15 protein-coding genes are annotated in these 23370 nt (G+C 54.0%); 8 read left to right on the top strand and 7 right to left on the bottom strand.

Annotated elements, in window-relative coordinates; translation table 11 throughout:
• Nucleotides 1-269: 269 nt before the first annotated feature.
• The 3 genes from ABQ298_13340 to ABQ298_13330 form a co-directional block, all read right to left on the bottom strand.
• Entirely contained in the window at nucleotides 270-1310 is a 1041-nt protein-coding gene (locus tag ABQ298_13340; protein MEQ9825363.1) for an IS110 family transposase, read from the bottom strand.
• A 76-nt stretch (nucleotides 1311-1386) separates the two neighbouring features.
• A complete protein-coding gene (locus ABQ298_13335) occupies nucleotides 1387-2031 on the bottom strand; it encodes a hypothetical protein (protein MEQ9825362.1) in 645 nt (214 codons plus the stop codon).
• Between the two features lie 457 nt (nucleotides 2032-2488).
• Nucleotides 2489-4030: an SIR2 family protein gene (locus ABQ298_13330; GenBank protein MEQ9825361.1), complete on the bottom strand. Its 1542-nt coding sequence runs from the start codon at nucleotides 4028-4030 to the stop codon at nucleotides 2489-2491.
• Between the two features lie 1785 nt (nucleotides 4031-5815).
• Here ABQ298_13330 and ABQ298_13325 point away from each other — a divergent pair.
• The 3 genes from ABQ298_13325 (at nucleotide 5816) to ABQ298_13315 (ending at nucleotide 6994) form a co-directional block, all read left to right on the top strand.
• Nucleotides 5816-6004, top strand: coding sequence for a hypothetical protein (locus ABQ298_13325; protein MEQ9825360.1), 189 nt, complete (start codon nucleotides 5816-5818; stop codon nucleotides 6002-6004).
• A 109-nt stretch (nucleotides 6005-6113) separates the two neighbouring features.
• Complete coding sequence (locus ABQ298_13320; protein ID MEQ9825359.1) at nucleotides 6114-6521, top strand: hypothetical protein; 408 nt, start codon at nucleotides 6114-6116, stop codon at nucleotides 6519-6521.
• Nucleotides 6518-6994, top strand: coding sequence for a Fur family transcriptional regulator (locus tag ABQ298_13315; protein MEQ9825358.1), 477 nt, complete (start codon nucleotides 6518-6520; stop codon nucleotides 6992-6994). The genes ABQ298_13320 and ABQ298_13315 overlap by 4 nt, the downstream gene beginning before the upstream one ends.
• A 31-nt stretch (nucleotides 6995-7025) precedes the next feature.
• Here the strand turns inward: ABQ298_13315 and ABQ298_13310 are convergent, their stop codons facing one another.
• The 3 genes from ABQ298_13310 to ABQ298_13300 are packed head-to-tail and all read right to left on the bottom strand — an operon-like array spanning nucleotide 7026 to nucleotide 9516.
• Nucleotides 7026-7730, bottom strand: a complete 705-nt coding sequence (locus ABQ298_13310; GenBank protein MEQ9825357.1) for a 4'-phosphopantetheinyl transferase superfamily protein — start codon at nucleotides 7728-7730, stop codon at nucleotides 7026-7028.
• The gene (locus ABQ298_13305) at nucleotides 7711-8697 is read right to left on the bottom strand and encodes an NAD-dependent epimerase/dehydratase family protein (protein MEQ9825356.1); all 987 of its coding nucleotides are present in this window, start codon (nucleotides 8695-8697) and stop codon (nucleotides 7711-7713) included. The genes ABQ298_13310 and ABQ298_13305 overlap by 20 nt, the downstream gene beginning before the upstream one ends.
• Nucleotides 8698-8727: 30 nt before the next feature.
• A complete protein-coding gene (locus ABQ298_13300) occupies nucleotides 8728-9516 on the bottom strand; it encodes a TIGR00282 family metallophosphoesterase (GenBank protein ID MEQ9825355.1) in 789 nt (262 codons plus the stop codon).
• A gap of 102 nt (nucleotides 9517-9618) precedes the next feature.
• On the opposite strand from ABQ298_13300, the gene ilvB reads away from it, so the two are divergent.
• The 5 genes from ilvB (at nucleotide 9619) to ABQ298_13275 (ending at nucleotide 19992) form a co-directional block, all read left to right on the top strand.
• Entirely contained in the window at nucleotides 9619-11391 is a 1773-nt protein-coding gene (ilvB, locus tag ABQ298_13295) for a biosynthetic-type acetolactate synthase large subunit (protein ID MEQ9825354.1), read from the top strand.
• Nucleotides 11392-11702: 311 nt separating this feature from the next.
• Nucleotides 11703-14249, top strand: a complete 2547-nt coding sequence (locus ABQ298_13290; protein ID MEQ9825353.1) for a glycoside hydrolase family 95 protein — start codon at nucleotides 11703-11705, stop codon at nucleotides 14247-14249.
• On the top strand, nucleotides 14239-17313 hold the full coding sequence (locus ABQ298_13285; protein MEQ9825352.1) for a sensor histidine kinase: 3075 nt from the start codon (nucleotides 14239-14241) through the stop codon (nucleotides 17311-17313). The genes ABQ298_13290 and ABQ298_13285 overlap by 11 nt, the downstream gene beginning before the upstream one ends.
• Complete coding sequence (locus tag ABQ298_13280; GenBank protein MEQ9825351.1) at nucleotides 17310-17954, top strand: response regulator transcription factor; 645 nt, start codon at nucleotides 17310-17312, stop codon at nucleotides 17952-17954. Before ABQ298_13285 ends, ABQ298_13280 begins: the two co-directional genes overlap by 4 nt.
• A 319-nt stretch (nucleotides 17955-18273) precedes the next feature.
• Nucleotides 18274-19992, top strand: coding sequence for a glycoside hydrolase family 43 protein (locus ABQ298_13275; GenBank protein MEQ9825350.1), 1719 nt, complete (start codon nucleotides 18274-18276; stop codon nucleotides 19990-19992).
• Nucleotides 19993-20056: 64 nt separating this feature from the next.
• On the opposite strand, the gene ABQ298_13270 is transcribed toward ABQ298_13275, so the two are convergent.
• Nucleotides 20057-23365 (bottom strand): VCBS repeat-containing protein, encoded by a 3309-nt coding sequence (locus ABQ298_13270; protein ID MEQ9825349.1) that lies wholly within the window; start codon nucleotides 23363-23365, stop codon nucleotides 20057-20059.
• Nucleotides 23366-23370 lie beyond the last annotated feature (5 nt).

The following is a 23370-nucleotide window of genomic DNA, read 5'->3' as shown; positions in this document are numbered from 1 at the left end:
CTTCCATGAGAAGGCTATTCAAGATAAAAGGTTTCTGAGTTCACGAAGGTGGTTTTTAAAGAGGAGTGATTGGAGTGCTGGACGATCCCTTGTTTGTCTGGCTTCCATACGCACTGTTGGTGAAGTGATCCTAAACTTCTGTGCAGGTGGGTGTCCAGTCTCAAGCACTGCTTACTTGTTATCGCATTGAGTTTTTTGAGTTGATGTTCATGCTGACAGTCGATCGCAGTTGCTTGGACAAGACATAAAGGGTGTCAAAGTTCGTTGACTCAACAGCTGATCCGGAGCGGCCGGTAATCCTGGCCGCTCTTCCATATGGCCAGGAGGGTCACGGCGAGTTTTCGGGCGGTGGCGATGACGGCCCGTTTTTTGGAGATCGAACCTCCTCTGGCACAGATGCGCAAACCTGCCTCTCGCAGATCACAGTCAGGACCCCAGCGCCCGAGGATGTAGTGGGCGCAATTGACCAGCAGGCACCTCAGTTGTGTGTTTCCCGCTTTGGTAATGCGCAGTTGTTTGTCGCTTTCACCGGATTGGTCTTTTTTGGGAGTCAGACCAAGGAAAGGTCCGATGTCCCGTGCGCGCTTGAAGCGTTGGTGGTTTTCGATGCTGAGCACAAAGCAGAGTGCTGTCATCGGTCCCACACCGGGGATCTGACGCAGACGTTCGGTCACAGGGTATTTGCTTGCAGCCATTTGCTGAAGTTGCTGTTCAAGGATTTTGATGCGTTCGTTGAGCTCTTCGACCGCATCGATGAGCATTTCAATCAGTTCCAGGTGTTCAGGCTCCAAGTGCTCACGTGCTTTTCGCGGGAACGCCTCTGAGCTGATCTGGCTGGGTAAACGCACACCGATGCTCTTGAGCAGGGTTCGGGCCGAGTTGATGTGTTTGACCCTGGCTTGCACCAGTGATTGCCGAACCTTGAGTTTGATAAGATCCTTTTGAGCTGCTTCACTGCGATGTTGGATTGGGCTAAGCAATTCAGGATCCACCCGGGCAATCTTGGCGAGCATGCGCGCATCGTTCTGGTCGCTTTTGTGATCGCTTTTGTAAATGGCCCTAAGTTTGCGCGCATTGGCCACGAGTACCTTCATCGAGTGGGTCGATAGGGTTCGGCTGACCCAGGGCGAGTGGGTTCCGGTTTCCAATGCAATCGTTGCTCCAGGGTAGGTCCCGCTGATGGCAACGTAGGTTTTGACCTCGTTTGGCAGGCTAGTTTCTTCAACCACTTTTCCGCTCCCATCGAGCACACATACCGCTACTTTGCGGTCACTGAGATCCAATCCAATTGTATAGGTTGATGTTTTCATAAAGGCGTTCTAACGGACTCATCGCTTCATTGCGATTTGTCTTTGCGCCTTCTCATTCCTACTTGTTGGCACTCTTTCATTTTTTGGATGGTTTGGGTAAAACATCATAAATTGCGTAGGTGTAATCATCTGAATCATTGAATTGAAAAAAATCCTTTGGACATCTAACCGACACCATCACGGTGACATCACGGCCAATGTCCTCTTCCCTCACACTCCATTCCCATTCAGAATCACTACTCCATTCTTGTTTGGTAACGAAAGACATGCCTGATTTCTGTAACGAAAACTTGTATTCTATTAGTTTTTCTTCAGGTGAAGCTGCCGTAGCAGAAATCCTAATAACATCCCCTGGATATATCTTTACCTGATTGGCACTAGACCAATGTCCGCCGGATTTCTTTCCCCATGAATTAGTATTTTTATTTCCTTTGGTGTCCGAGATCGAAATGAGAGTTGCGTATCCACTTTCAATCAGTTCTTCCACGATTTGATCATCAGAATCATTGGGTTTACTCACTGACTCATAACGTGAAATTCTCGAATCTTCTTGGTTTGTGTTTGATTCTGTTGACGGTTGTTTCTTTTCTTTTTCGTATTGTTTTCCAATGAGCCACCAAGATCCACCGAAAAAGACCGCTCCTACTAATGCTGCGACCATTATTGACGTTTTGGGGTGAGCAGATCCTGCAACTTCATAAAGTGTTTTTAGTAGATCCATATTAGTTTCTTGCCAACGTGGAGGTGGTGAATGCCGCTAAATCAAAGGAGGACGAAAATGGAAATTACCGTTAAATATAACAATGGAACAGAGGTATATCTAAAGGAAAAGGAAATGGGCGTTAAGACTCCGAATGAGGTGGTCGAGAACCACGGTAAACTAATCCCTATTTATCATTCTGTTCTTCGTTTTTTGAATCAAAATCTTTCAGAATTCGAGAAGCCAAACTCTTTTCTTCGTGAACAAGGTTAGGTAATACGCTTCTTAAGTATTCTATTTCGTTTGGTGTTATGTTTTTGGACTCATCGACGTATGCAGCAGAAGTGAACTGTGATTTACTTTCTTCGATAATGAACGATATTTTAATCATGATTTTTAATATGATATATTTAGAACGTCTGAATTGTAGTGTGGAGGGCGCGAAGTGCCCGGAATTACTACAAATGTTTTGTTGTGCTTAGTTTTGTTTGAATTCGAGTAAATCTAGTAAACATGAAAGTTTTATGAAGTTGGTTGTGTAATTACCCTCGAAATGGAGTTCGAAATTGTCTGACAAAAACTGCCTTAGAGAATCGACCGGAATATCCTCTTCATTCATGAACGGGATAAATGCAGCTACTTTTTCTACAGGGTATTGTATTTTGAGATCTTCGATGCTCATATCCTTGCAGTTGGTGTTGTACTGCCTGGTAAATATTTGTGAGCGGTAGTCCTCAATTTTTGTTTGAAGAACATTGTTAAAATCATATCCAGAACCTTCATATCCTTCCAGGGTTCTGATTCCTATTTCATTCAGGTATTTATATACGGGTAGATATATTCTTTTGCGCCCATTTGCCAATTTAGGAAGTGTAGACTTTAGAACGCTATCTGCTGACAACTGGTTCACGCCATTGATCAAATTGTCGAATAGCTCTCGAGGACCAACGCTAGTATATCCGACGTTACTTAAGTGTTCATTAATGACTCCTACACCAACAACAAATTCAACTTCTTCATGGTTTTCGATGTCCTCATAGTCCACTACATACAATCTTTTTTCAGGGTCTTCCTCTTTTACCAAATCATAAATTTGTTCTCGGAAAAATCGTAGAACTCTTGCAGGGATTTTCCTTCTTACTGAAGATATTGAAGCGTAAGTTTGTGCAAAATCAGAGGTCACAATTCTGGTAACAGGTAAATGAAGGCTTCCTACTACAATTGTGCTTGATTCAAATGCCTCAGGACGGTCAGGTTTTGATCTTTGAATGAAGATAAGGTTATTTTGAATCTTTTTAACCTGATCTTCTCCTAGTCCTACAATAATATCACTAAGAAGTGATATTATATTGGGATCAGAAAGTGAGTATCCTATGAAAATTATTGGATGCTCTACAAAAATAGTAATCAATTTTGCTGCCAAATAGGCCTGCTTTTTTCGAAATTGATTATAATCTTCATCTGTGAGAACCAGCGAATTTGGTTGGGAACAACACCCGTGTATTTTGTATATTTCTCCGATATTGTGAGGGTGGCTGGCTAATAAAGGATTTTGTCCAACGAAAACCTTATATTTGGGAAACAATGTCTCGCAAAGCAGATCCCAGTTTGTAGTGATTACACCATCTACGTTTAGCTTCGACAATTGAGCGACTTCATCTTTCAATTCACTATTTTCATAGATTCTATTGGAAATACCTTTGAGGTATTTGGATATTTCAATCTTTATTGGTGAGCTTTCATTGATACACAAGAGTGAGTATTTTTTTCTTTCAGATTCTTGGTCATTATTACTCCACCAGTAATCATGAAAATCAGATGCTACTAACGAGGCAATCGCCGGAAGTTGACCATTGCCCTTTCCCTTGTAGAACTCATAAGGCTTCAGGTTTCCAGAAAACTTTTTCAACAATCCTTCCCAGTCTTCTAGACCTAAATATCTCCTACTGAAACCAGAGCCCAAAAACAAGAATGGTGAGGAGTTATGATTTTCGAGATGTTGTTTTAGTTGGATGCTCATATTCTTTTAAATTATTGCACAACAGTTATATTAGTTGCCATTCAAAGGCAGATAACAGGGGTAATGAGGTGAGGAAATTTGCACGAAGTTTGTCTAAAAGGATTCGGGTGGGAAGGCAATGCGAAAGCTTGCAAGGAACGCAAAATCAGAAAGATAGGAGAATTGACCAGCGGTTGGCCGTTGATCGAGATCGGAGTTGAATTGCTGTGTGTGTTTCCCGGCTAAATTGCCATTCACAAACGCATTGATTTCCCAATATGGGACACGGTTCTGGAAGCCTCGAATCTGGGCGAGAAACGCACATCATGTGCGATCACGATCACAATCGGATTTCGACTCAATGGAATCTGTGTTATCCAGTAATCTGTGGTTTAGAAAGAAAGAGTTTGAACCACTGTGCAGCGGAGCTGCGATGGAGAAGGATGCGCTGAGCGCAACAGATTTTTTGTGGGTGGTTCTTGAACCTGTTGGTGGAAAGGTGGAACCGTTGAGGTATTCGAGTGTCCAGGGGTCGAAATTTTTCCAAATTCCGCTACGGGGGTCCGATGGATTGGGGAGGGGCATGGCGGGTTGGAACGGCGGCTCCCGGCAAGCGGGAGCCCTACGCAAGATAGGGAAAACACCATGAGAGGATCTGTTGCGAGAACGGTGTTGGGTTGGGTGGGCGCTGGATCTCGACTAATACCTATCTGTGCCTATCTCATAGATCTGTGGTTATAAAATATAGAATTTGAACCACCGATTACTTAGATTTCTCAGATGATGAGGGGTGTAGTGGAGCTGCGGTGGCGAAGCGGAAATGCTTGATGGCGAAGCTTTTAAGCTTTGCTTGGATCAGGCTGGAACAGGCTGACGCGCTGCTGGAGCTGGAACATCGTTCAGCTGTGCTTCACTGGATGGACTGGCGAGGCCAGTCCAACAGGATGCGCTTCGCGCAACAGGTTTTTTGGGGGTGGTTCTTGAAGCTGTTGCTGGGAAAGGTGGAAGCGATGAGGTTTTCGAATGTCCAAGGGTCGAAATTTTTCCAAATTCCGCTACGGAACAAAAGAAAGTGTTTTGAACCTGTTACACGGAGGAAACGACGTGTATCCTGCTCCGGCGAAGCCGGATCGAGAGAGTCCGTAGGACGAACGGTGTTAGCTTGGGTGGTTATAGGCGATAGGTGATGGGACAGGTCTCTCGTCCTGATCAAAAGTTGACACCTTGTGGTTAGTAAATGTCTGGGTATGGTTCTTTCAATATCGGTCTTGCCTGGCAAGGCTGACGCACTGCTGGGACTGAAACATCGTTCAGCTGTGCTTCACTGGATGGACTGGCGAGGCCAGTCCAAGAGGATGCGCTGCGCGCAACAGGTTTTTGTGAGTGGTTCTTGAACCTGTTGGTGGGAAAGGTGGAACCGTTGAGGTTTTCGAGTGTCCAGGAGTCGAAATTTTTCCAAATTCCGTTATGGGGAACCGATGGTTTGTGGAGGGCATGGCGGGTGGAGCGGCGGCTCCCGTCGAGCGGGAGCCCTACGCAAGATAGGGAAATTGCCATGAGAGAAGATGGACGAGAACGGGGTTGGGGAATGGGTAATCGGTTTTGGGTGATAAGTTATGGTTGATGGCGAAGATGCTTTGGGTGGATCAGGAGAGGTTGCTCGGACGCGTGCTGTTGAGATTGAAACTCATTGATTGTTGAGAGTGATTATCATTAGCAAGTGATTGATTGTGAAGTGCTTAGCTTTACAAATGTGGAAAGCTGAGTAGGTTCACTCCAGAATTCAACCTGGAAGTAACTATGGAAATGACCAAGACTGTATCAAAATCCTGTGCGGCGTGTGCGCACTGGAATCGTGTGGAAGGATCGGAAGGCGAGTGCCGTGTGCGTGCTCCGCAGACTGTTGTCTTTAAAGTCGATGACGAAACACAGTTTGAGACGATTTTTCCCGTCACCAGCGAGAGCGATTGGTGTGGCGAATATGTGGAAGCGTAAGGCATCCACCGGCGAGTCCATCGCCTCAGAACGTCCCGGTGCAGCGGCATCGGGATTTTTTTGTCGATTTTTATTGAGATTGAATCGCATATGCAGTTGAGTGCTGCCTGTGAATTCGAATCCAACCCATCCAACGCTACCGTCAGCCGTGCTGGCGCCGCTGTGCCAGCCCTTTGCCAAGCAGGCGGACTGGATATTGGAGCTGTATTCGATGACCCACGAGCCACCGCAGCAGCCGGGCAAGTGCCTGCGCTGTTTTTACGCGCTGCTCGAATCGGCGAGTCCGGAGAAGGCACCGTCGCTTGAACCGCTCAAGCAGTGGATTGAACGCCACACAGTGATTGGAGTGCGCAAGGGCAACGAACTCTGTGCGACGCTGCCCGTGCAGCTGGAAGAGGGCAGTCTGGATGCGTTTTGCAACCGTGCGATTCAGCATGTGCGGCGTTCAACGGATCTGCGGGTTCATCCCGAAGTGGTGATGGAGCTGTTGTTTCGCGACGCTGACAAAGCGGCATGAGTGAGATCGAACAGCCGGAAGTCCTGGCGGATTCCCTTGAGGCGGAATTCATCGAATACCTGAACCGGACTGGCAATCGCATTACGACTCCGCGCCGCGTGGTGCTGCGTGCGGTGCTTGAGTGTGAACGCAACTTTGACGCGGAAGCACTGTATCAGAAAGCAAAAGAAATCGATCCGGTCATTTCCCTCACCTCGGTGTACCGCACCCTGCCCATCCTGATCGAGGCGGGCATCATTGCGGAGGCGGATTTGGTGGAGAAGAAGCAGCGGTATCGCCTGAGCAGTTTTGGCAGCATGCAGTTGTTTGTGGAGTGCCAGCAGTGTGGACGCGTGGAGGAACTGGATCCTGGATGCACGCGCCTGCAACTGCACGCCAAACTGGCGATGGTTGGATATGTGCCCTCGAGCATCCAAGTGAAAGTGAAAGGCATTTGCCCGGCCTGTTCTGCTACTGAAGCGTGCCCGAAGTAGGGCATCCGCAGGTGATCGGCAGGGGCTGGGGTTAACCGCGATGCCAAACAGCTGTGGCGACGTGGTTTGGGGTGAAGCGGTAGATCGCATTTCGCTCGGACGGAAGGGCGTGCCCTTGCAGTCGGGGTGCGTGCAGCAGCAACGCTTCATCGCTGAAGTCCAGCAACTCGACATCGCGAAAATCAAGCCAGAGCCGGGTGTGCGCAAACTGGTACTTGAAATAGGCTTCTTTGGCGCTGAACAGGAGTGTGAACGCGTCGGAAGCAGAGATACCGAATCGATCGCAGAACGAGTGAATGCGATCCTGCTCGGCGGCTGAAGCGATGCGCGTGCGCGCACGCTCGGAAAGGCGACCGAGGGATTCGATATCGATCCCGACACTGGCATTCACGGCGGCCTGTTTCCAGAGCGCGACAGTGCAGATGCGCTGGGTATGGGAAATACTGCCGGTGAACCCCTGAGGCCAGCGAACGCATCCATCGGAGTCGGGCAAGATGGAAACGGGTTCGGCCGTAGAGAGCGGTTGCAGCACCTTGAGCAGCTCACGCGCCATGATGCGCGAGGTGGAAAACTCATCGAGGCGCGGACCTCTCATGGACGTTGCGAACGCCCTTTCTGCGGTGGTGCATGCTGCCGTGAAATCCCGTGCCAGCCGCGTATCGTGCAGGACGTCAGCGGGCAGGATCAATCCGAGTGCACCAGCGAGTGCCTCCACCTCAGCGTTTGCGGATTCCATGGTTCTGTTTTTGCAGCCACTTCAGCGTGTCATGGAGCGTTTCCTCGGCACTGCGAAACTGCACTCCAAGCTGGGTTTGGGTGGACTCGGTGTCATAGAACCAGTAGTGGGCGGCGTAGCGGTATTGGGTAGCGAGGGTCTGGGCACGCACAAAGGGTGTGCAGCGAAAGACGAACGCGAGCAGCAGCACGAGACTGCGCGGAATGCAGAACTCGCGCAGCTGGGTGCCGCAGTAGGCTTGAGTGATGGCGGCGAGCTGGGAAAGGGTACTGTTCTCTCCACCCAGGATGTATTTCTGACCCGATCTCCCGCGCTCGCATGCGGCAATGATTCCGGCGGCAACATCCTCCACATGGGCAACGCTCATGCCACCGTGGGTGGTCAGGCAGATCGGACCCGATACAAAATCACGCAGTGTGGAGGCCGTGACCATCTGGGTATCGCCCGGACCATAGGTCTCGGCGGGATGGACGCAGACAATGTTGGCCCCGCGGGATTGAACGGCTTGGAGGCAGAGACGGTCTGCTTCGGCCTTGAGCGCGGCGTAGCGGTAACGTTTGGGGTTGAGATTAAACTCACTGTTGGCCGTGCGCAGCTGATGCGGATCGCGACTGGCTCCGAGCGCGGCGGCGCTGCTTACATAGACCAGGCGGGCGCCCTGTGCGATGCTGGCATCGATGAGGTTTTGCGTGCCATCGAGGATGATCGAGCGCAGCTCGGGCGAGCTGAGGTCCTTCCAATTGGAAAGGGAAGCGCAGTGGATGACGGCGTCGCAACCATTGACCGCTTCGAGCATGGGCAGGCGCTCCCGCACATCGGCAACGATTTTCTCGTAGGCCAGACCGCGAAGGCGGCGGGTGTGGCTTTTGCGGCGCACGGTGCAGCGTACCGTGTGACCCTGAGCAACGAGTTGTTTGACGACATGGGAACCGATGAAACCGGTGCCACCTGTGACAAGGATTTGCATGGACTTGCGGGATGAAAGCGGACGGTGCTCTTATTGATAATCGCGGACGCGCACGAGTTCAATATGGCGCGCGAAGCCGTCGTGTTTGAGTTCGACCAGACAGCCGCACAGTTGAACGTTGTCTTTCGCCACAGGGAAACGCCGGGGCAGACCATCGCGCATGCGGTCGAGGATGGGCTGAATCTCCCGCCCGAGCACGGAGTGGTAGGGACCCGTCATGCCTGCATCGGTCTGGTAGGCGGTGCCGAGTGGCAGCAGGGCCGCATCGGCGGTGGGAATATGGGTGTGCGTGCCCACAACGGCTGAGACCTTGCCATCAAGGTAAAACCCCATGGCAACCTTCTCCGAGGTGGCTTCGGCGTGCACCTCAACAAAGATCGCGTCGGCCTGCTCGCGCAGCTCGGGCAGCAGGGCATCAATGGTGTCCATGGGGGAGGATGCCTGAATCTTCATGAAGACTTGCCCCATCAGCGTGATCACGGCGAGCCGAAATCCCTCCTTCTCAAGAATGAGGTAGGGACGTCCGGAGCTGCGCGGCGACAGATTGGCAGGACGGCAGAGGAAGGGGATGTCCTCAATCTCATCGGCGAACCCGATTTGATCCCAAACATGGTCACCGAGCGTGATCCCATCCACGCCGCACTGGTGGATTTCGTGGGCAAGTTTTTTGCTGATACCGGCTCCAGAAGCTGCGTTTTCGCCGTTGGCAATGACAAAATCGATGCTGTGCCGCCGGATCAGATTGGGCAATTGGGACTTCAGGATCTGGCGGCCCGGCTTGCCGACGATGTCCCCGATGAATAGAATTTTCTTTGCCATTCTTAGATGAATGAACCTTTATCATCCAAGAAACAACTTGATTTTTGGGCCGATCAACGCTCAATTCAGGGCTTTTTGACTGCAACCGAACCTTCTGAAACCATGATTCCCGATTCGTCATCTCAACCCGCACTCAAAGGTCAATACGGCAGCGCCATGAAAGGGGCCGATGTCGTAGTGGAAGCACTGATCCGCGAGGGCGTGGACGTCATTTTTGCGTATCCGGGAGGTGCGTCGCTGGAACTGCACCAGTCGCTGGTGAAGCGGGAGGATAAAATCCGCACCATCCTGCCGCGCTTTGAGCAGGGTGGTGGATTCATGGCACACGGCTATGCACGGGCAACGGGCAAGGCGGGGGTCTGCATGGCCACCAGCGGACCGGGAGCCACGAATCTGGTGACCTGCATTGCGGACGCGTACATGGACAGCATTCCGCTCGTGGTGCTCCCGGGCCAGGTGTATCAGGAGTTTATCGGGAAAGCGGCCTTTCAGGAGACCGACTTTCTCGACATGACGATGCCCATCGTCAAACACAGCTACCTCGTGCTCGATCACAACGAACTCGCCAAGGCGATCAAGGAAGCGTTTTTCATTGCGCAGACTGGCCGCCCGGGACCCGTGGTGATCGATATCCCCAAGGATATCCAGCAGAAGGTCTTTGAACCCTTCTTTCCGGATGAGATTTACCTGCCCGGCTATCCGGCAGACCCTCGCGCAGGCGATGCGGAGCTATCGCAGGTGTTGGACCTGATCCAGCAGGCAGAGCGTCCGGTGATCTACACGGGAGGCGGCATCATTTCGAGCAATGCAAGTGAGCACTTGCGGGAGTTTGTGAAATTGACCGGAGTGCCACAGGCCTCGACCCTGATGGGGCTGGGTGCGATGCCGGCGGATGACCCGAAATCCCTCAACTGGTTTGGCATGCATGGATCAGTTGCGGGCAACTGGGCGGTCTATGAGAGCGATCTGCTGATCTGCGCGGGAGCACGCTTTGATGATCGCATCACCGGGGATGTCAGCAAGTTTGCGCCCGATTCAAAGGTCATTCATTTTGATCTCGACCGTTCCGAGCACAACAAGAACAAGAAGGTGGACCTTGCGATCCACTCTGAGATCGGGTTTGCGCTCAAGCGCATGAACGAGTTGTGGAAGGAACAGGGACGCAAGGCTCCGGATGTCAGCGCCTGGATGGAGAAACTTGACGGATGGAAGGCTCAGTATCCCTTCTCCTACGAGGTCAGTGAGCACATCCTGCCGCAGGAAGCGGTGGAGGTGCTGTATCAGGAATCGAAAGGCGAGGCCATCATCTCGACCGGAGTGGGCCAGCACCAGATGTGGGCGGCCCAGTACTATCCCTTCAACGAACCGCGCCGCTACATCAGCTCGCTTGGACTGGGCACGATGGGCTTTGGTTATCCTGCTGCGCTGGGGGCCAAGGTGGCGTTTCCGGAGAAGGAAGTGATCGACATCGACGGCGATGGTTCCTTCCTCATGAACGTGCAGGAACTCGCCACTGCGAAGATTGAAAAGATCAACGCAAAAGTCATGATTTTGAACAACCAGCACCTCGGCATGGTGGTGCAGTGGGAAGACCGCTTTTATGATGGAGTCCGCGGGCAGACCATTCTCTGTGATCACACCAACATCGGTGGACCGGACAATCCAGACGCGATCTATCCCGATTACCTGACGATTGCTGCCGGATTTGGCGTCAAGGCGCGCCGTGTGATCAAGCGTGAGGACCTGCGTGAGGCTATCCGCGAGATGCTCGATCACGACGGTCCTTACCTGCTCGACGTCATTGTGCCCTATACCGAGCATGTGTTGCCGATGATTCCGCAGAAAAAGTCTGCGAAAGAGATCATCATCAAGTAGGTCGACTCATCCGGTTTCGGAATTCGAACCGGATGCCCCTGTCTTGGGGGGATTCGCGGTGCGATTTTTCTTCTGCGCAGCTGCAGCGTTGACGCTTCTGAAGCAGCGCAGTGGAGAAATGTGTGCCAAGAGGATCTATAGTAAAAGGTATAGATTTTACTATATCGAATGCCTTCGCGCTATCGGTCCGTGATCTGGGCTTGATCATTGCAAGCCTTATGCGAACTCTGTTAGGTATCTGTGTGTCGGGTGGTTCGCGCTCATAGAGCGGGTTCTGTCCGGTGAACCCAATACCCTGTTGGCTTTTTGAGATGATGCGATACCCCAAATTCACTCAGTGCATCTGCACGGTCGCTGCGCTTTGCGTGGCGGGCAGCTTGCACGCAGACCTGTCAAACCCTGCGCACATGGCGCAGCCGAATGGAGCCGAAGTTGAGACCTCACCGTTGGATCGACTTTGGTATGCGGAACCGGCTGCGGAATGGGTGGAAGCCCTGCCCATCGGCAACGGACGGCTGGGAGCGATGATTTTTGGAACGACCGGGACGGAACGCCTGCAGCTGAACGAAGACACGGTTTGGGCGGGTGAACCGGGCAACAACCTTCCGGATGGCTTTCGGGAAGTGCTGCCCGATGCGCGGGAGCTGCTGGCGAACGGGAAATACAAGGAAGCCGAGCAACTCCTGATGCAGGTGATTCCATTTCAGGCACCAGCCGACTCCAACAACGGCATGGCCTATCAGACCGTGGGTGACCTGTGGGTGGATTTTCCGGGACATGAAGCCGTGACCGACTACGAGCGCGAGCTGGATATCGCAAACGCGCTGTCACGCACCCGCTATGTGGTGGATGGCGTGACCTACGAGCGCGAATATTTTGCAACCGCAGTGGACCAGGTCATCGTGATGCGGGTGTCGGCGGATCAGCCGGGTGCGATTGACTGCACACTGCGTTTTTCGACCCCGCAACTGCAGCACACCGTGAGCACGAATGGAGAACAGCTGGTGCTGGCGGGCCGTTCGGGGGACCAGGAGAACAAAAAAGGCCGTGTGCAGTTTCAGGCCCGGGTGTTGCCACGACTTCAGGGCGGCAAGCTGAGTGTGGAGTCGGATCACCTGCAGATCGAAGCGGCGGATACCCTGGAGCTGTTCATTTCCATCGGAACCAACTTTGTGAACTTTGCAGACCTCAGCGCCGATCCTGAAAGGCGTGCACTCGAGCCGCTGGAGCGAGTGAAGGGACGCCAGTATGAAGCCCTGCGCACGGATCATGTCGCCGACTATCGACAGTTTTATGATCGCGTATCGCTGGATCTTGGAGTGACTGAGGCGGCGAAACTGCCTACGGACCAGCGTGTGCAGGCCTTTTTTGACGGTAACGATCCGCAGCTGGTGAGCCTGTATTTCCAGTTTGGGCGCTACCTGCTCATTGCATCCTCGCGACCCGGCACTCAGCCCGCAAACCTGCAGGGCATCTGGAATCCACACCTCAACCCACCCTGGGACAGCAAATACACGGTCAACATCAACGCCGAAATGAATTATTGGCCGGCGGAGCTGACGAATTTGTCAGAAATGCACGAACCGCTCTTTGGCATGCTGGAGGACCTGGCGCAGACTGGAGCCGATGCGGCTGCGTCGATGTATGGTGCGCGCGGATGGGTGCTGCACCACAATACGGATATCTGGCGCATCACGGGACCGGTGGATGGTGCCTTTTATGGCATGTGGCCGATGGGTGGGGCGTGGCTCAGCCAGCACCTCTGGCAGCGCTACCTGTTCACCGGAGACGAGCACTTTCTGGCATCGGTATATGAGGTATTGAAAGCATGTGCGCTATTCTGTCTGGACATGCTGGTACACGATCCCGAAACCGGCTGGTTGCTGGTCAGTCCCAGTGTTTCACCGGAAAATGCGCACCTTCATGGTACCACACTTGCTCCGGGCAATGCCATGGATTCGCAGCTCGTGTTTGATGCATTTTCGAATGTCATCGCGGCTTCTGACGTGCTTGGAGTGGATGCTGAGCTGGCGGAAGAGCTTCGGGCGGCGCGGGATCGCCTGCCGCCCATGCACATCGGACGCTATGGGCAGCTGCAGGAGTGGTTGCAGGACTGGGATCGACCGGACGACGACCACCGTCATGTCTCCCACCTGTATGGACTGCATCCCGGTAATCAGATTTCTCCCTTCCGCACACCGGAGCTGTTTGCTGCGGCGCGCTCTGTGCTGGAGCATCGTGGCGACGCATCGACAGGATGGTCCATGGGGTGGAAGGTGAACCTATGGGCGCGCCTGCTGGATGGGAACCGTGCCTTCAAGCTCATCCGCGAGCAGCTGACGCCTTGCCCTGTGATTCATGGCTATGAAGGCAAAGGAGGCACCTATCCGAATCTGTTTGATGCGCATCCTCCCTTCCAGATTGACGGTAACTTCGGCTGCACTGCCGGTATTGCAGAAATGCTGCTGCAGTCCCACGATGGTTCCCTCTTCCTGCTGCCGGCCCTGCCAGACGCGTGGGGACAGGGGCGTGTGAGTGGGCTGCGTGCGCGTGGCGGATTCACGGTGGAGCTGGAGTGGATGAATGGGCAGTTGGAGTCCGCAGTGATCCATGCCACCAAGGATGGCAACGCACGCATCCGGTCCTGGGTGCCCTTGTCCGGACCGGAGGGACTGCGCCGGATCAGTGTGATGGATGCGAATTCCTCTGGCCTGCTCGCGGTGCCGGAAATTCAGAGTCCAGTTGTGGTTGCACAGGCACCTGCGCAGGTGAATCCGGTCCCGCAGACCTATTTGTATGAATGGCCTGCCGAGGCGGGAAAGCGATATCGACTGGTTTCCCAGTTGCGTGAACCATGAGAAACGCACACAAGGAGGTGATGGGGTGAACACCCGTGGCAGATGGATTTTGGGAGGGCGCAATTCCGGGATATGCATCCTGATCGCCGCCGTATTGCTGTCGCTGGCGCATTCCCTGATTGCTGAGACCGTCGGGCTGCCGCCAAAGCGCTTTTATTCGCTCGATGACATTGGTGACATCACGCCTGGATTTCGCATCGGATTTGATCCACTGGGTCGCCTGATGGTGGTGCGCTACAACAAACTGATGGTGCTCAATGACAACGAATGGATCAACCTGATCGACGAGAAGGACCCGATCGAGCACACCCTGACTCAGGTGGCCTATTCGCCGGAAGGTGTGGGATATTTTGCATCGCACGGGCACTGGGGTACTTTGGAGCGTCAGGAGAGCGGACTCTATACCCCGGTGAGCCTGAGTCCGGAGGCGCGACCGGAGTGGACGCTAGGCGGAGATTTTGATCACATTCTGATCACGGAAGACGGCGCATTCTTTTACAACTGGAATGGGTTACTGCATTACAACGAAAGCACCGGCAAGCATCGCTACCTGCAACTGCCCGGGCTGGAGCAGGTCTTTGAATATCAGGGCAAGTTTTATGTGTCCGTATTGTCGATCGGATTGATGCGCTTCGACATGGAGCAGTTTGCAGTGTCTCCCGTGCCGGTGAAACCGGTTTTTCCGAGGGATTTGAAAAATGCGACCCATGTGGCCTCGGATTCGATCCTCTTCACACATGCACTGCGCGGGTTCATGGTCATGAAAGATGGGATGTTCTCCGAGTGGGTGACGGATCTGGATCTGTCGGACGCACGCGGAGCCATTGACTTGTGTTACCTGAGTGAAGGCAACGTGGCGGTTGCCGTTGAGCGAATAGGAATCCTGGTCCTGGAATCGGATGGGAACGTGGTTCTTGAACTGACAGGCCCCGAGTATGAACGAGTGCACCAGATCGTATCCAATGAACCCGGCGTGCTCTGGTATGCGACAGATGAAGGGGTCGGGAAGATTTACTACGGGAGCGGAGTCAGGACACTGGACCATCGCAGTGGGCTTCAAACGGAATGGCCGGAAGTCTGCAGATGGGACAAGGGCATCCTCATCTCGAGCAATGGGATCATCTTTGAGTCGTATCAGGATACGGATACTGGAACCTTGCGCTTTCGTCCGGTTCCCAATCAGCCGGATTCCTTCAATCTGACGGTTGCCGGATGCGGATCGCAAATGCTGATTGGAAATGGGATCGGCGTGTATTCCATCGATGTGGATGGCAAGATGGAGTCAGTGCTTTCGGATATGGATGTGGCGCGCGTAGTGCCGCTCAATCCGGACCTCTGCATTGTCATTGGGTCGTATGAAATCACGGCAATACGGCGCGAAGGAGACCAGTGGAATGAGTTTGTGCGGCGTATTCCGGGATTGGGATTTCCGTCAATTGTTCACAAGATTGGGAACTCTGTCTGGATTGAGCTGGGACTGAATCGAGTGGCGAGGCTTACCCTTGAACGACAACAGCTGCTGACCCAGGTGTTTGAGCAGTTTCCCTGGAAGCAGGCATCGTGGGTGAACATCGGTTCGATCGGAGACAATGTGGTGCTCACTGGTCCCGACGATCAGCGGGTGTATGTGGATAAACTCAGCGGTATCTACACGCAGGCTCCGGAGATCGACAAACTGCTGAAGCAATCCCCATTTCCGGTCTGGCGCACCGTGCAGGATTCCGTCGGCAACATTTGGTTGTCCCACAATCGAGGCGTATCGATACTGCGCAAGGAAAAGGATGGTTACCGCTTTGACCTGGGACCCGCGCGACTGATTCGAGAACCCTCACCGATTTTGCGCCTGTTTGGGGATGACGAATTGTGGGTCAGCGCCAGGCGTTCCCTTTATTTGGTGTATCCGGGTGATGCGGATCAAGTGCCTCGGAACCCGAAGCCAAGCCTCGTATCCGTTTCCGATGCGAAGACGCAGGAACTGCTTTTTCCTCCCGCAAAAGGTGACAGCTTTCCCTCGCTGTCCTATGACCAGAATACGCTCAGCTTTCGCTTCTTTTCGGGCAGTTATGCCTACGACAACCTCTCGTATCGCGTTGACCTCAAAAGTGCATTTTCAGAGTGGAGTCTGACGCGATCCGGCTCGGGGCTGACCATCCCGAATCTGAAGGAGGCATCGTATCGCATGCAAGTGACGCTCATGGATGCAAATCTGCCCCTGGGTGAGCCGTTGCAGCTGAATTTCACGATTCACCCGCCATGGTACCGCAGTGCGCTCGCATATGGAATTTATGGATTTGGGTTTGTTCTGCTGGTGGCACTGTTGTCGGCGATTCCAGTTGCCGTGGCGCGCAACCGCAACCGTGTACTGGCGCGGCTGGTGGATGAGCGCACGCACGAGCTTGAACTCACGATGGGAAGGCTGAGAGAGGAAGAGCGCAGCCGGGCAGTTCACGAAGAGCGCAACCGCATTGCACATGAGATTCATGACAGCGTGCAACAGGGACTGAGCGGGTTGAAACTCATTCTGGATTCGACGCTCAAGAGCAGTGGGTTAACGGAAGAATTGCAGCGTCGACTGGGTCGTGCGAAGACCATTTTAACCTATACCCACCAGGAAGTGAAGCATGCGGTCTGGGATATGGAAACACCCCTGTTGAAGGACGAAAACCTTGCCCTCGCCCTGGAACGCGTCGCATCGCTGGTCAACAGCCGGGCGATTCAGATCGAAGTGATTTCATCGGGATTGGCCTTTCCGCTGCCCAGATCCACACAGCACCACCTGTTGCGCATTGCGCAGGAGTCGATCACCAATGCAATCCAACATGGGCAGGCCCAACATATCGTGATCCGCTTGAACTTTGAAACGGAGCATGCGCTGGTGGAAATTGAAGACGACGGCAAGGGATTTAACGTTCAGGATGTCACGCACAGTTCTCACCAATTGGGCCTTCGCGGGGTCTTGGATCGCGCCGAACGGTTTCGTGGAACGGTTGACATCGTCAGTGAGATTGGCAAGGGGACCCGTGTTTCGATTCGGGTACCAATACCCAGAGGAGATGCGATATGAATAAATGGTCAAACAACCCGGATCGCAAGATCCGCATCCTGCTCGTGGATGATCACATTGCCATGCGCATGGGCATTGCATCGGCGATTGAGCATGAACCTGATATGGTTGTGATTGCGGAAGCCGGAAATGGCATGGAGGCGGTAAGCACAGCCCTGGAGAAACGGCCCGATGTAGTGATTCTCGATCTGCGCATGCCGGAGCAAGGGGGAATCGAAACGATCCGCATCCTCAAAAAGGAATGGGAGCGCTGCAATGTGCTGGTCTACAGCAGCTACGCCAATGGCGAAGAGATTTTCAACGCCTTTCAGGCCGGGGCAGACGGATTTGTAGTCAAGGACATGGAGCTGGATCTGTTGCTCGAGGCGATCCGCACGGTTGCTGGAGGGGATCGCTACATTCCGCCGGAAATTTCATCCCGTATGATTTTCCGTTTCACCTCAAAACTCACCCCACGTGAGATTACCATCCTGGAGTGTGTTGCCCATGGTTTGAGCAACAAGGAAGTCGCGGACAAACTGAATCTGGTCGAAGGCACGGTGAAGGTTCACCTGGCAAATATCTACAAGAAACTCAAGGTGAATGACCGCACCCAGGCGGTGATGTTTGCGATCAAGAATCACATCATCCAGGTGGATTGAGCATTGCAGGTCCGGACATAGCAAGAGCGGTGATCGACGCTTGCGCGGAAGCGGGTTGGAGCATCGGTGAACGTCGGGTGTTGCCGCAAAAACGGAACAGCAGTTAGGAATTGCAGAACCGCCTATGACAAAGGATAGAGCATGCATCTATCTTATGCTGCCTTGCGAGGGCTTGAGTTTTGCGCTAGACCATTTGTCTCGTTCTTCCCGCTGGCGTGGCGGGAATCCTGGTGCCAACTACGGATGCACCAGGACCCATTGCGGATCGCCCCATCCATAGGGGTGGTGCGGTATCGGATCACAACCCAATCGATCATTCATGAGACAATCAGGTTCTTACTCTCGTTTTGCATTGCCCAGGCGATGCGCAATCCAGTTGGCAGCCATTCTTTTGCTACTGGGCGTGAACTTCAATGCCCAGGCGGGGGAAGCCCCGGCCCCTGTTGCGTTTGAGTGGTTTGAATATTCGGGAATCGATCCCGACGTCAAGGCTCCGCTGGAACCGGGAACCCTGCGCAACCCGATCCTGACGGGTTTCTATCCTGACCCCAGCATTCATCAGATCGGGAATGATTATTACCTCATTCACTCCACCTTTGCCTATTTCCCGGGACTTCCGATCTTCCACAGCAACGACTTGGTGAACTGGACTCAGCTCGGGCACATCTTTGACCGTCCAGAGCAGTTTGATTTTGATGGATTGCCTGTTTCAAATGGCATGTTTGCTCCGGCGATTACCCATCACGACGGACTGTTTTATGCCGTCTGCACGGTGGTAGGCGGACGGGGAAACTTCGTGGTAACGGCGGAAGATCCTGCAGGCCCCTGGTCTGACCCGGTCTATACGCCCTTCGAAGGCATCGATCCCTCCCTGTTTTTTGACGATGATGGACGCGCCTGGATGGTGAACAACGGTGCTCCGGAAGGAACGCCGCTCTACGACGGACACCGGGCGATCTGGATTCAGGAATTTGACTACAAGGAGAAAAAAATGATCGGACCGCGCAAAGTGCTGGTCAATGGGGGCGTTGATATCTCGACCAAACCTATCTGGATCGAGGGACCGCATCTCTACAAGCGCGGCGGCTGGTATTACCTGTCCTGTGCGGAAGGCGGCACTGGCCCTGATCATTCCCAGGTGATCTTTCGCAGCAAGCAACCTGACGGACCCTACGAACCCTGGGAGGAAAACCCCATCCTGACGCAGCGTTTTCTCGATCCTTCGGTTGCCGGAGCGGTGACTTGCACGGGGCATGCGGATTATGTAACAGGTCCGGATGGAGAATGGTATGCTGTCTTCCTTGGCGTGCGTCCCTACGACCGCGGATTTTCACCCATGGGACGGGAGACCTTCATCTTGCCGATGGAATGGCCTGAAGGTGGCTGGCCCATGATTCTGCCTTCAACTGAGCGTGTGCCACTGGTGATCGACGCTCCTGCTGGCAAGTCGTTTGTGCAAAACCCGGATGCACCGATGAGCGGAAATTTCAGCTGGCGCGATGATTTTAACGGTTCGGAACTCTCCAAGCTCTGGATCATGCTGCGCACGCCGACCGAGCAGTGGTGGCAGCTTGACGCAGCGCAAGGCTCGCTGGAGCTGCATCCCCGCAAGGAGAAACTCTACGAACGCAACAACCCGAGCTTTCTGGCACGTCGGGTACAGCATCGCATCTTTGATGCTGCGCTGCGTGTGCAGGTGCCCGAGTCGGCAGGTATTTCTGCTGGCATGGCGGTCTTCCAGAACGACACGCACCACTATTATGCGGCGGTTCGGCGAAACGATGACGGAAAGATGGAGCTCTACCTTGAGCGTGCGCTGAAAGACGCGGTGGAAACTCTGGCAAGCGTTGAATTACCCGCAGGCGAATCCGTGGATTTTCGGGTGGTCACCCGAGTTGATACCTGTGCCTTTGAGTATGCCGTCAAACCCGGCGAGTGGATGTCACTTGCTGAGCGCCTGGACGCCAAGATGCTGACCACTGCGGTTGCGGGCGGATTTGTGGGTGCAACGGTGGGTCCGCACACGCGGATTGACTGAGGTTGCAAATGACTTTTGACCGAGGCGTGCGGATGGCAATCCGCACGCCTTTTTGTCGGTGGACTCACTCGCTCACAAACACCTGAAGCGGACCGCGCGTGCGGGCAACGGCAATGGCCCTGGAGCCATTGGCCAGAGGAATGGAAGCGACAGAGCGGGATTCTCCTGGCACCACCCAACCGGAGTGCCCGGGAAGCAGGGGTTCAAATTCACCGTTCGGTTGACCTTTCAGCACAATACCGACACTTCCATCAAAGCGACCGGTGCTGGGTTCGGGACCAAAGTGATTTCCGACACCAATGAGATCGGCGATGCCATCACCGGTGAGGTCCTCCACGAGCCAGTCGAAAATGGGGGCGAGCTGAGCCATGCGTGGAAGTGGTTTGAACTCGAAATACATGCGTCCCGAAGCATCCAGTCGATTGAAGAAGATGCCACTCGCCAGTTCCGTTGCTTCCAGGCGGCGCACGCTTGCGAGTGCTTCGGGATCGAAAATTTCTTCAATACTGGCATTTGCGTAATCGAGAAACGTTCGAAAACGTGATGGCATCCAGGGAAAACTGTAACTCAGCTTGCTTCGACCTCGAACCGGAAGCAGGCGACCGTCGATGGTTTTTGCCTCCACGAGCTGGTGGGTTCCCGAGCTGTCAAAGACCCCGGCCAGCAGGACCGTAGGAGCGTCTTTGCTGGCACTGTACTTGGTATTGAGACCATTGTTTCCCGCAATGATGTCGGGGCGGCCATCGCCATCAACGTCGTGAATGGCCAGGGCGCTCCACCATCCGGTTCGTACGGAGAGTCCTGAAGCTGCGGTGATGCACTCGAATCCGGTTCCGGTATTTCGCCAAACGGAAACCGGCCCCCATTCCCGCGTGAGAACCAGATCTGGCAGCCCGTCGAGATCCACATCCGCAAAAGTGGAGCGGGTGACCATGCCGATGTTCCGAAGTTCCGGGGCCAGGGTGTCGGTCACGTCCAGCAGAACACCGTTGTCATTGCGGAGCAGGTAACTGGATGGGGCGTTAGGATAGTTTCCCGGAGTGACCCTGGCACCGACAAAGAGGTCCACTTGTCCGTCTGCGTCGAAATCCCCTGTTGCAATCGTTCCCGTGCTGATTGCAGGGACAGGGTAGTGTGCGGGGTCGGCAAGTTCGAACTCGCCCTTGCCGCGATTGAGGTAGAGGCGGTCCTTCAGACGCGGATCTCCTTCGGTATAGGCGACACCGCCAGCTCCCATGAGCAGATCGGGCAGACCGTCGGCATTGAGGTCGACCCAGACGGCAACGACATCGTCACTCTCGGCCTGATTCCGCCAGGGTTGGGAGGGTGCGGGTTCGAAGCAGCCGTCTTCCTGCTGCAAAAAGAGTGTGCCCTCTTGCTGGGCAGTGCCCGAAACAAACAGATCGCTGCGACCATTCTGGTTGACATCCGCCACTGCGAGCGCGGGGCCTGCGCCATTGAGCCGACGCGGGAGCAGTCGCTCGCGACTCAGCTCGTTAACCGGCATGAGCTGATTCGCATGAACCAGACCGAGCTCTTGCGATGCCTCGCGCAGCAGGGGTGACTTGGGCTGGGCTTCAGGTGTGCTGTGCTTTTCGGTGGGTGCAGGCGGTTTTTGAATGGTGTAGGCATGATTGACTGGCAAGTCGTGAAGGTGTTGGACCTGCCCGTTTGGCCACGTGACGGAGAGGTGCTCAATGATGTCATCCTTGCCCAGACCAAAGTGGGCGATGGGAGCTTCACTGGAGACAATGCCCCGTTCGGTAAAGAGTTGGCGCAGTTGAGTGCGTGACTTCGTGACAACCCGAATCTCAGCACCGATACCGTCCCGGTTGGGTGGACGATCCTCGAGTTTCACCGTGATTCGATTTCCACTCGTGTGCAGGTTTCGGATCACAGTCGGCGGGGCGTCATAGTTTGCCACTACCAGATCGAGTGCACCGTTGTTGTCGAGATCCACTGCAACGCATCCGAAAGAGACCTCCGATGCGGAAAGCCCCCACTGCTCGCTAACCTCCTCAAAATGGAGACCGGCATCGGCACCTCCCATCGAACGATACAGCAATGAGGTTTCGTCTCGCGGTGGAGCATTGCGCCAGACCTGAGCGCGGGCGGCTAGGGAAGGAGCGCGGTTTTGTCGATCCACAAGATCCGCGTCCATGAAGTTGCGGATCATGCCTGTGGCAAAAAACACATCGAGGTAACCGTCATTGTCAAAATCTGCGAGTCGTGTCCCAAAGGTCCAGCCCGTTGCATCCATGCCTGTGATATGGGCCGCTTCGAGGTAGTGATCGCTGCCCGAGTGAAGATAGAGCGCATTCCATGGGTATTGGGGGATCAGCTCGGCGGTTCGCTCCATCTCCCAGAGACCACGCCCCATCTCTTCCATGCCCGTCATGAAGCTTTCGTGTGTGCGGTCGCGCATGTCGGTGACGAGGAAATCCATGTAACCGTCATTGTTCAGATCGCCGGAGTCGGCGCTCATCGAAAAATAGGTGACATGGGGAAGGCGGATGTCCACGACATCCACAAACGTACCATCTCCCTGGTTGAGGTAGAAGCGGTCGGGAGTTTCAAAGTCGTTGGCGACATAGAGGTCGGGCCAACCATCGCGGTTGGCGTCAAACCAAATCGCGGCGTGTCCCTGAGAAACACCCCAGATGCCAGCCTCCTTGGATACGTCTACAAATTGGCCGTCGCCGTTGTTGCGCAACAGGTAATCGCGACTGCCCTGGGGGTTTTTTGAAAAATCAAGAATGTTGGTGACGATGTAACAATCGAGGTAACCATCCCGGTCATAGTCGGCAAAAACCGCATGCACCGATGCATCGCTGATGTCGAGTCCGTAGGATGCGGCCCTTTCGGTGAACGTGCCGTCACCGTTGTTGATAAAGAGCAGGTTGGGTGCTTCGAGGCGGCATAGGTAGAGGTCCATCCATCCGTCCTGATTGATGTCAACAACGGTTGGTCCCGTCTTGTTTTCGGGACCCTCTGCCGTCACCCCGGCTTCCTCAGCAATATCCTCAAACTGAAATGGCGCCACCTGACGGTAGAGGGAACAGGCGCCGTTGCGCGAGACGACAAAGACATCGATCCATCCGTCGCGATCAAAATCTGCAGCGGCAACTCCGGTTTCGACTGCGCCGAGCGTGAATTCGCGGAATCGATCACTCCACATGCGTGGATCTTCGTAGCGATTGATTCCGGTCATTCCGGATTGCTCCGCTTCGATCTGCTGCATCGGAGTCATGGGTGCAGCTTCGGTTTCAGCAGAACGGAGCGGAACCGAATGGAAATAGGGTTCACCTGCAACTGTACAAAAAGTTGCGAGGCTCGAGATCAGGGAGATCAGGAGTTTGGTGGGACTGTTCATGATGA

The sequence above is a fragment of the Puniceicoccaceae bacterium genome (assembly GCA_040224245.1).
Taxonomy (GTDB): Bacteria; Verrucomicrobiota; Verrucomicrobiia; order Opitutales; family JAFGAQ01; genus JAKSBQ01.
This window is presented reverse-complemented; position numbering and strand designations above follow the sequence as displayed.

Excerpts from the sequence above, each read along its gene's own strand:
- ABQ298_13340 (MEQ9825363.1), bottom strand. The coding sequence starts at position 1,310 with ATGAAAACATCAACCTATACAATTGGATTGGATCTCAGTGACCGCAAA.
- ABQ298_13335 (MEQ9825362.1), bottom strand. The coding sequence starts at position 2,031 with ATGGATCTACTAAAAACACTTTATGAAGTTGCAGGATCTGCTCACCCC.
- ABQ298_13330 (MEQ9825361.1), bottom strand. The coding sequence starts at position 4,030 with ATGAGCATCCAACTAAAACAACATCTCGAAAATCATAACTCCTCACCA.
- ABQ298_13325 (MEQ9825360.1), top strand. The coding sequence starts at position 5,816 with ATGACCAAGACTGTATCAAAATCCTGTGCGGCGTGTGCGCACTGGAAT.
- ABQ298_13315 (MEQ9825358.1), top strand. The coding sequence starts at position 6,518 with ATGAGTGAGATCGAACAGCCGGAAGTCCTGGCGGATTCCCTTGAGGCG.
- ABQ298_13310 (MEQ9825357.1), bottom strand. The coding sequence starts at position 7,730 with ATGGAATCCGCAAACGCTGAGGTGGAGGCACTCGCTGGTGCACTCGGA.
- ABQ298_13305 (MEQ9825356.1), bottom strand. The coding sequence starts at position 8,697 with ATGCAAATCCTTGTCACAGGTGGCACCGGTTTCATCGGTTCCCATGTC.
- ABQ298_13300 (MEQ9825355.1), bottom strand. The coding sequence starts at position 9,516 with ATGGCAAAGAAAATTCTATTCATCGGGGACATCGTCGGCAAGCCGGGC.
- ilvB (MEQ9825354.1), top strand. The coding sequence starts at position 9,619 with ATGATTCCCGATTCGTCATCTCAACCCGCACTCAAAGGTCAATACGGC.
- ABQ298_13290 (MEQ9825353.1), top strand. The coding sequence starts at position 11,703 with ATGATGCGATACCCCAAATTCACTCAGTGCATCTGCACGGTCGCTGCG.
- ABQ298_13280 (MEQ9825351.1), top strand. The coding sequence starts at position 17,310 with ATGAATAAATGGTCAAACAACCCGGATCGCAAGATCCGCATCCTGCTC.
- ABQ298_13275 (MEQ9825350.1), top strand. The coding sequence starts at position 18,274 with ATGAGACAATCAGGTTCTTACTCTCGTTTTGCATTGCCCAGGCGATGC.
- ABQ298_13270 (MEQ9825349.1), bottom strand. The coding sequence starts at position 23,365 with ATGAACAGTCCCACCAAACTCCTGATCTCCCTGATCTCGAGCCTCGCA.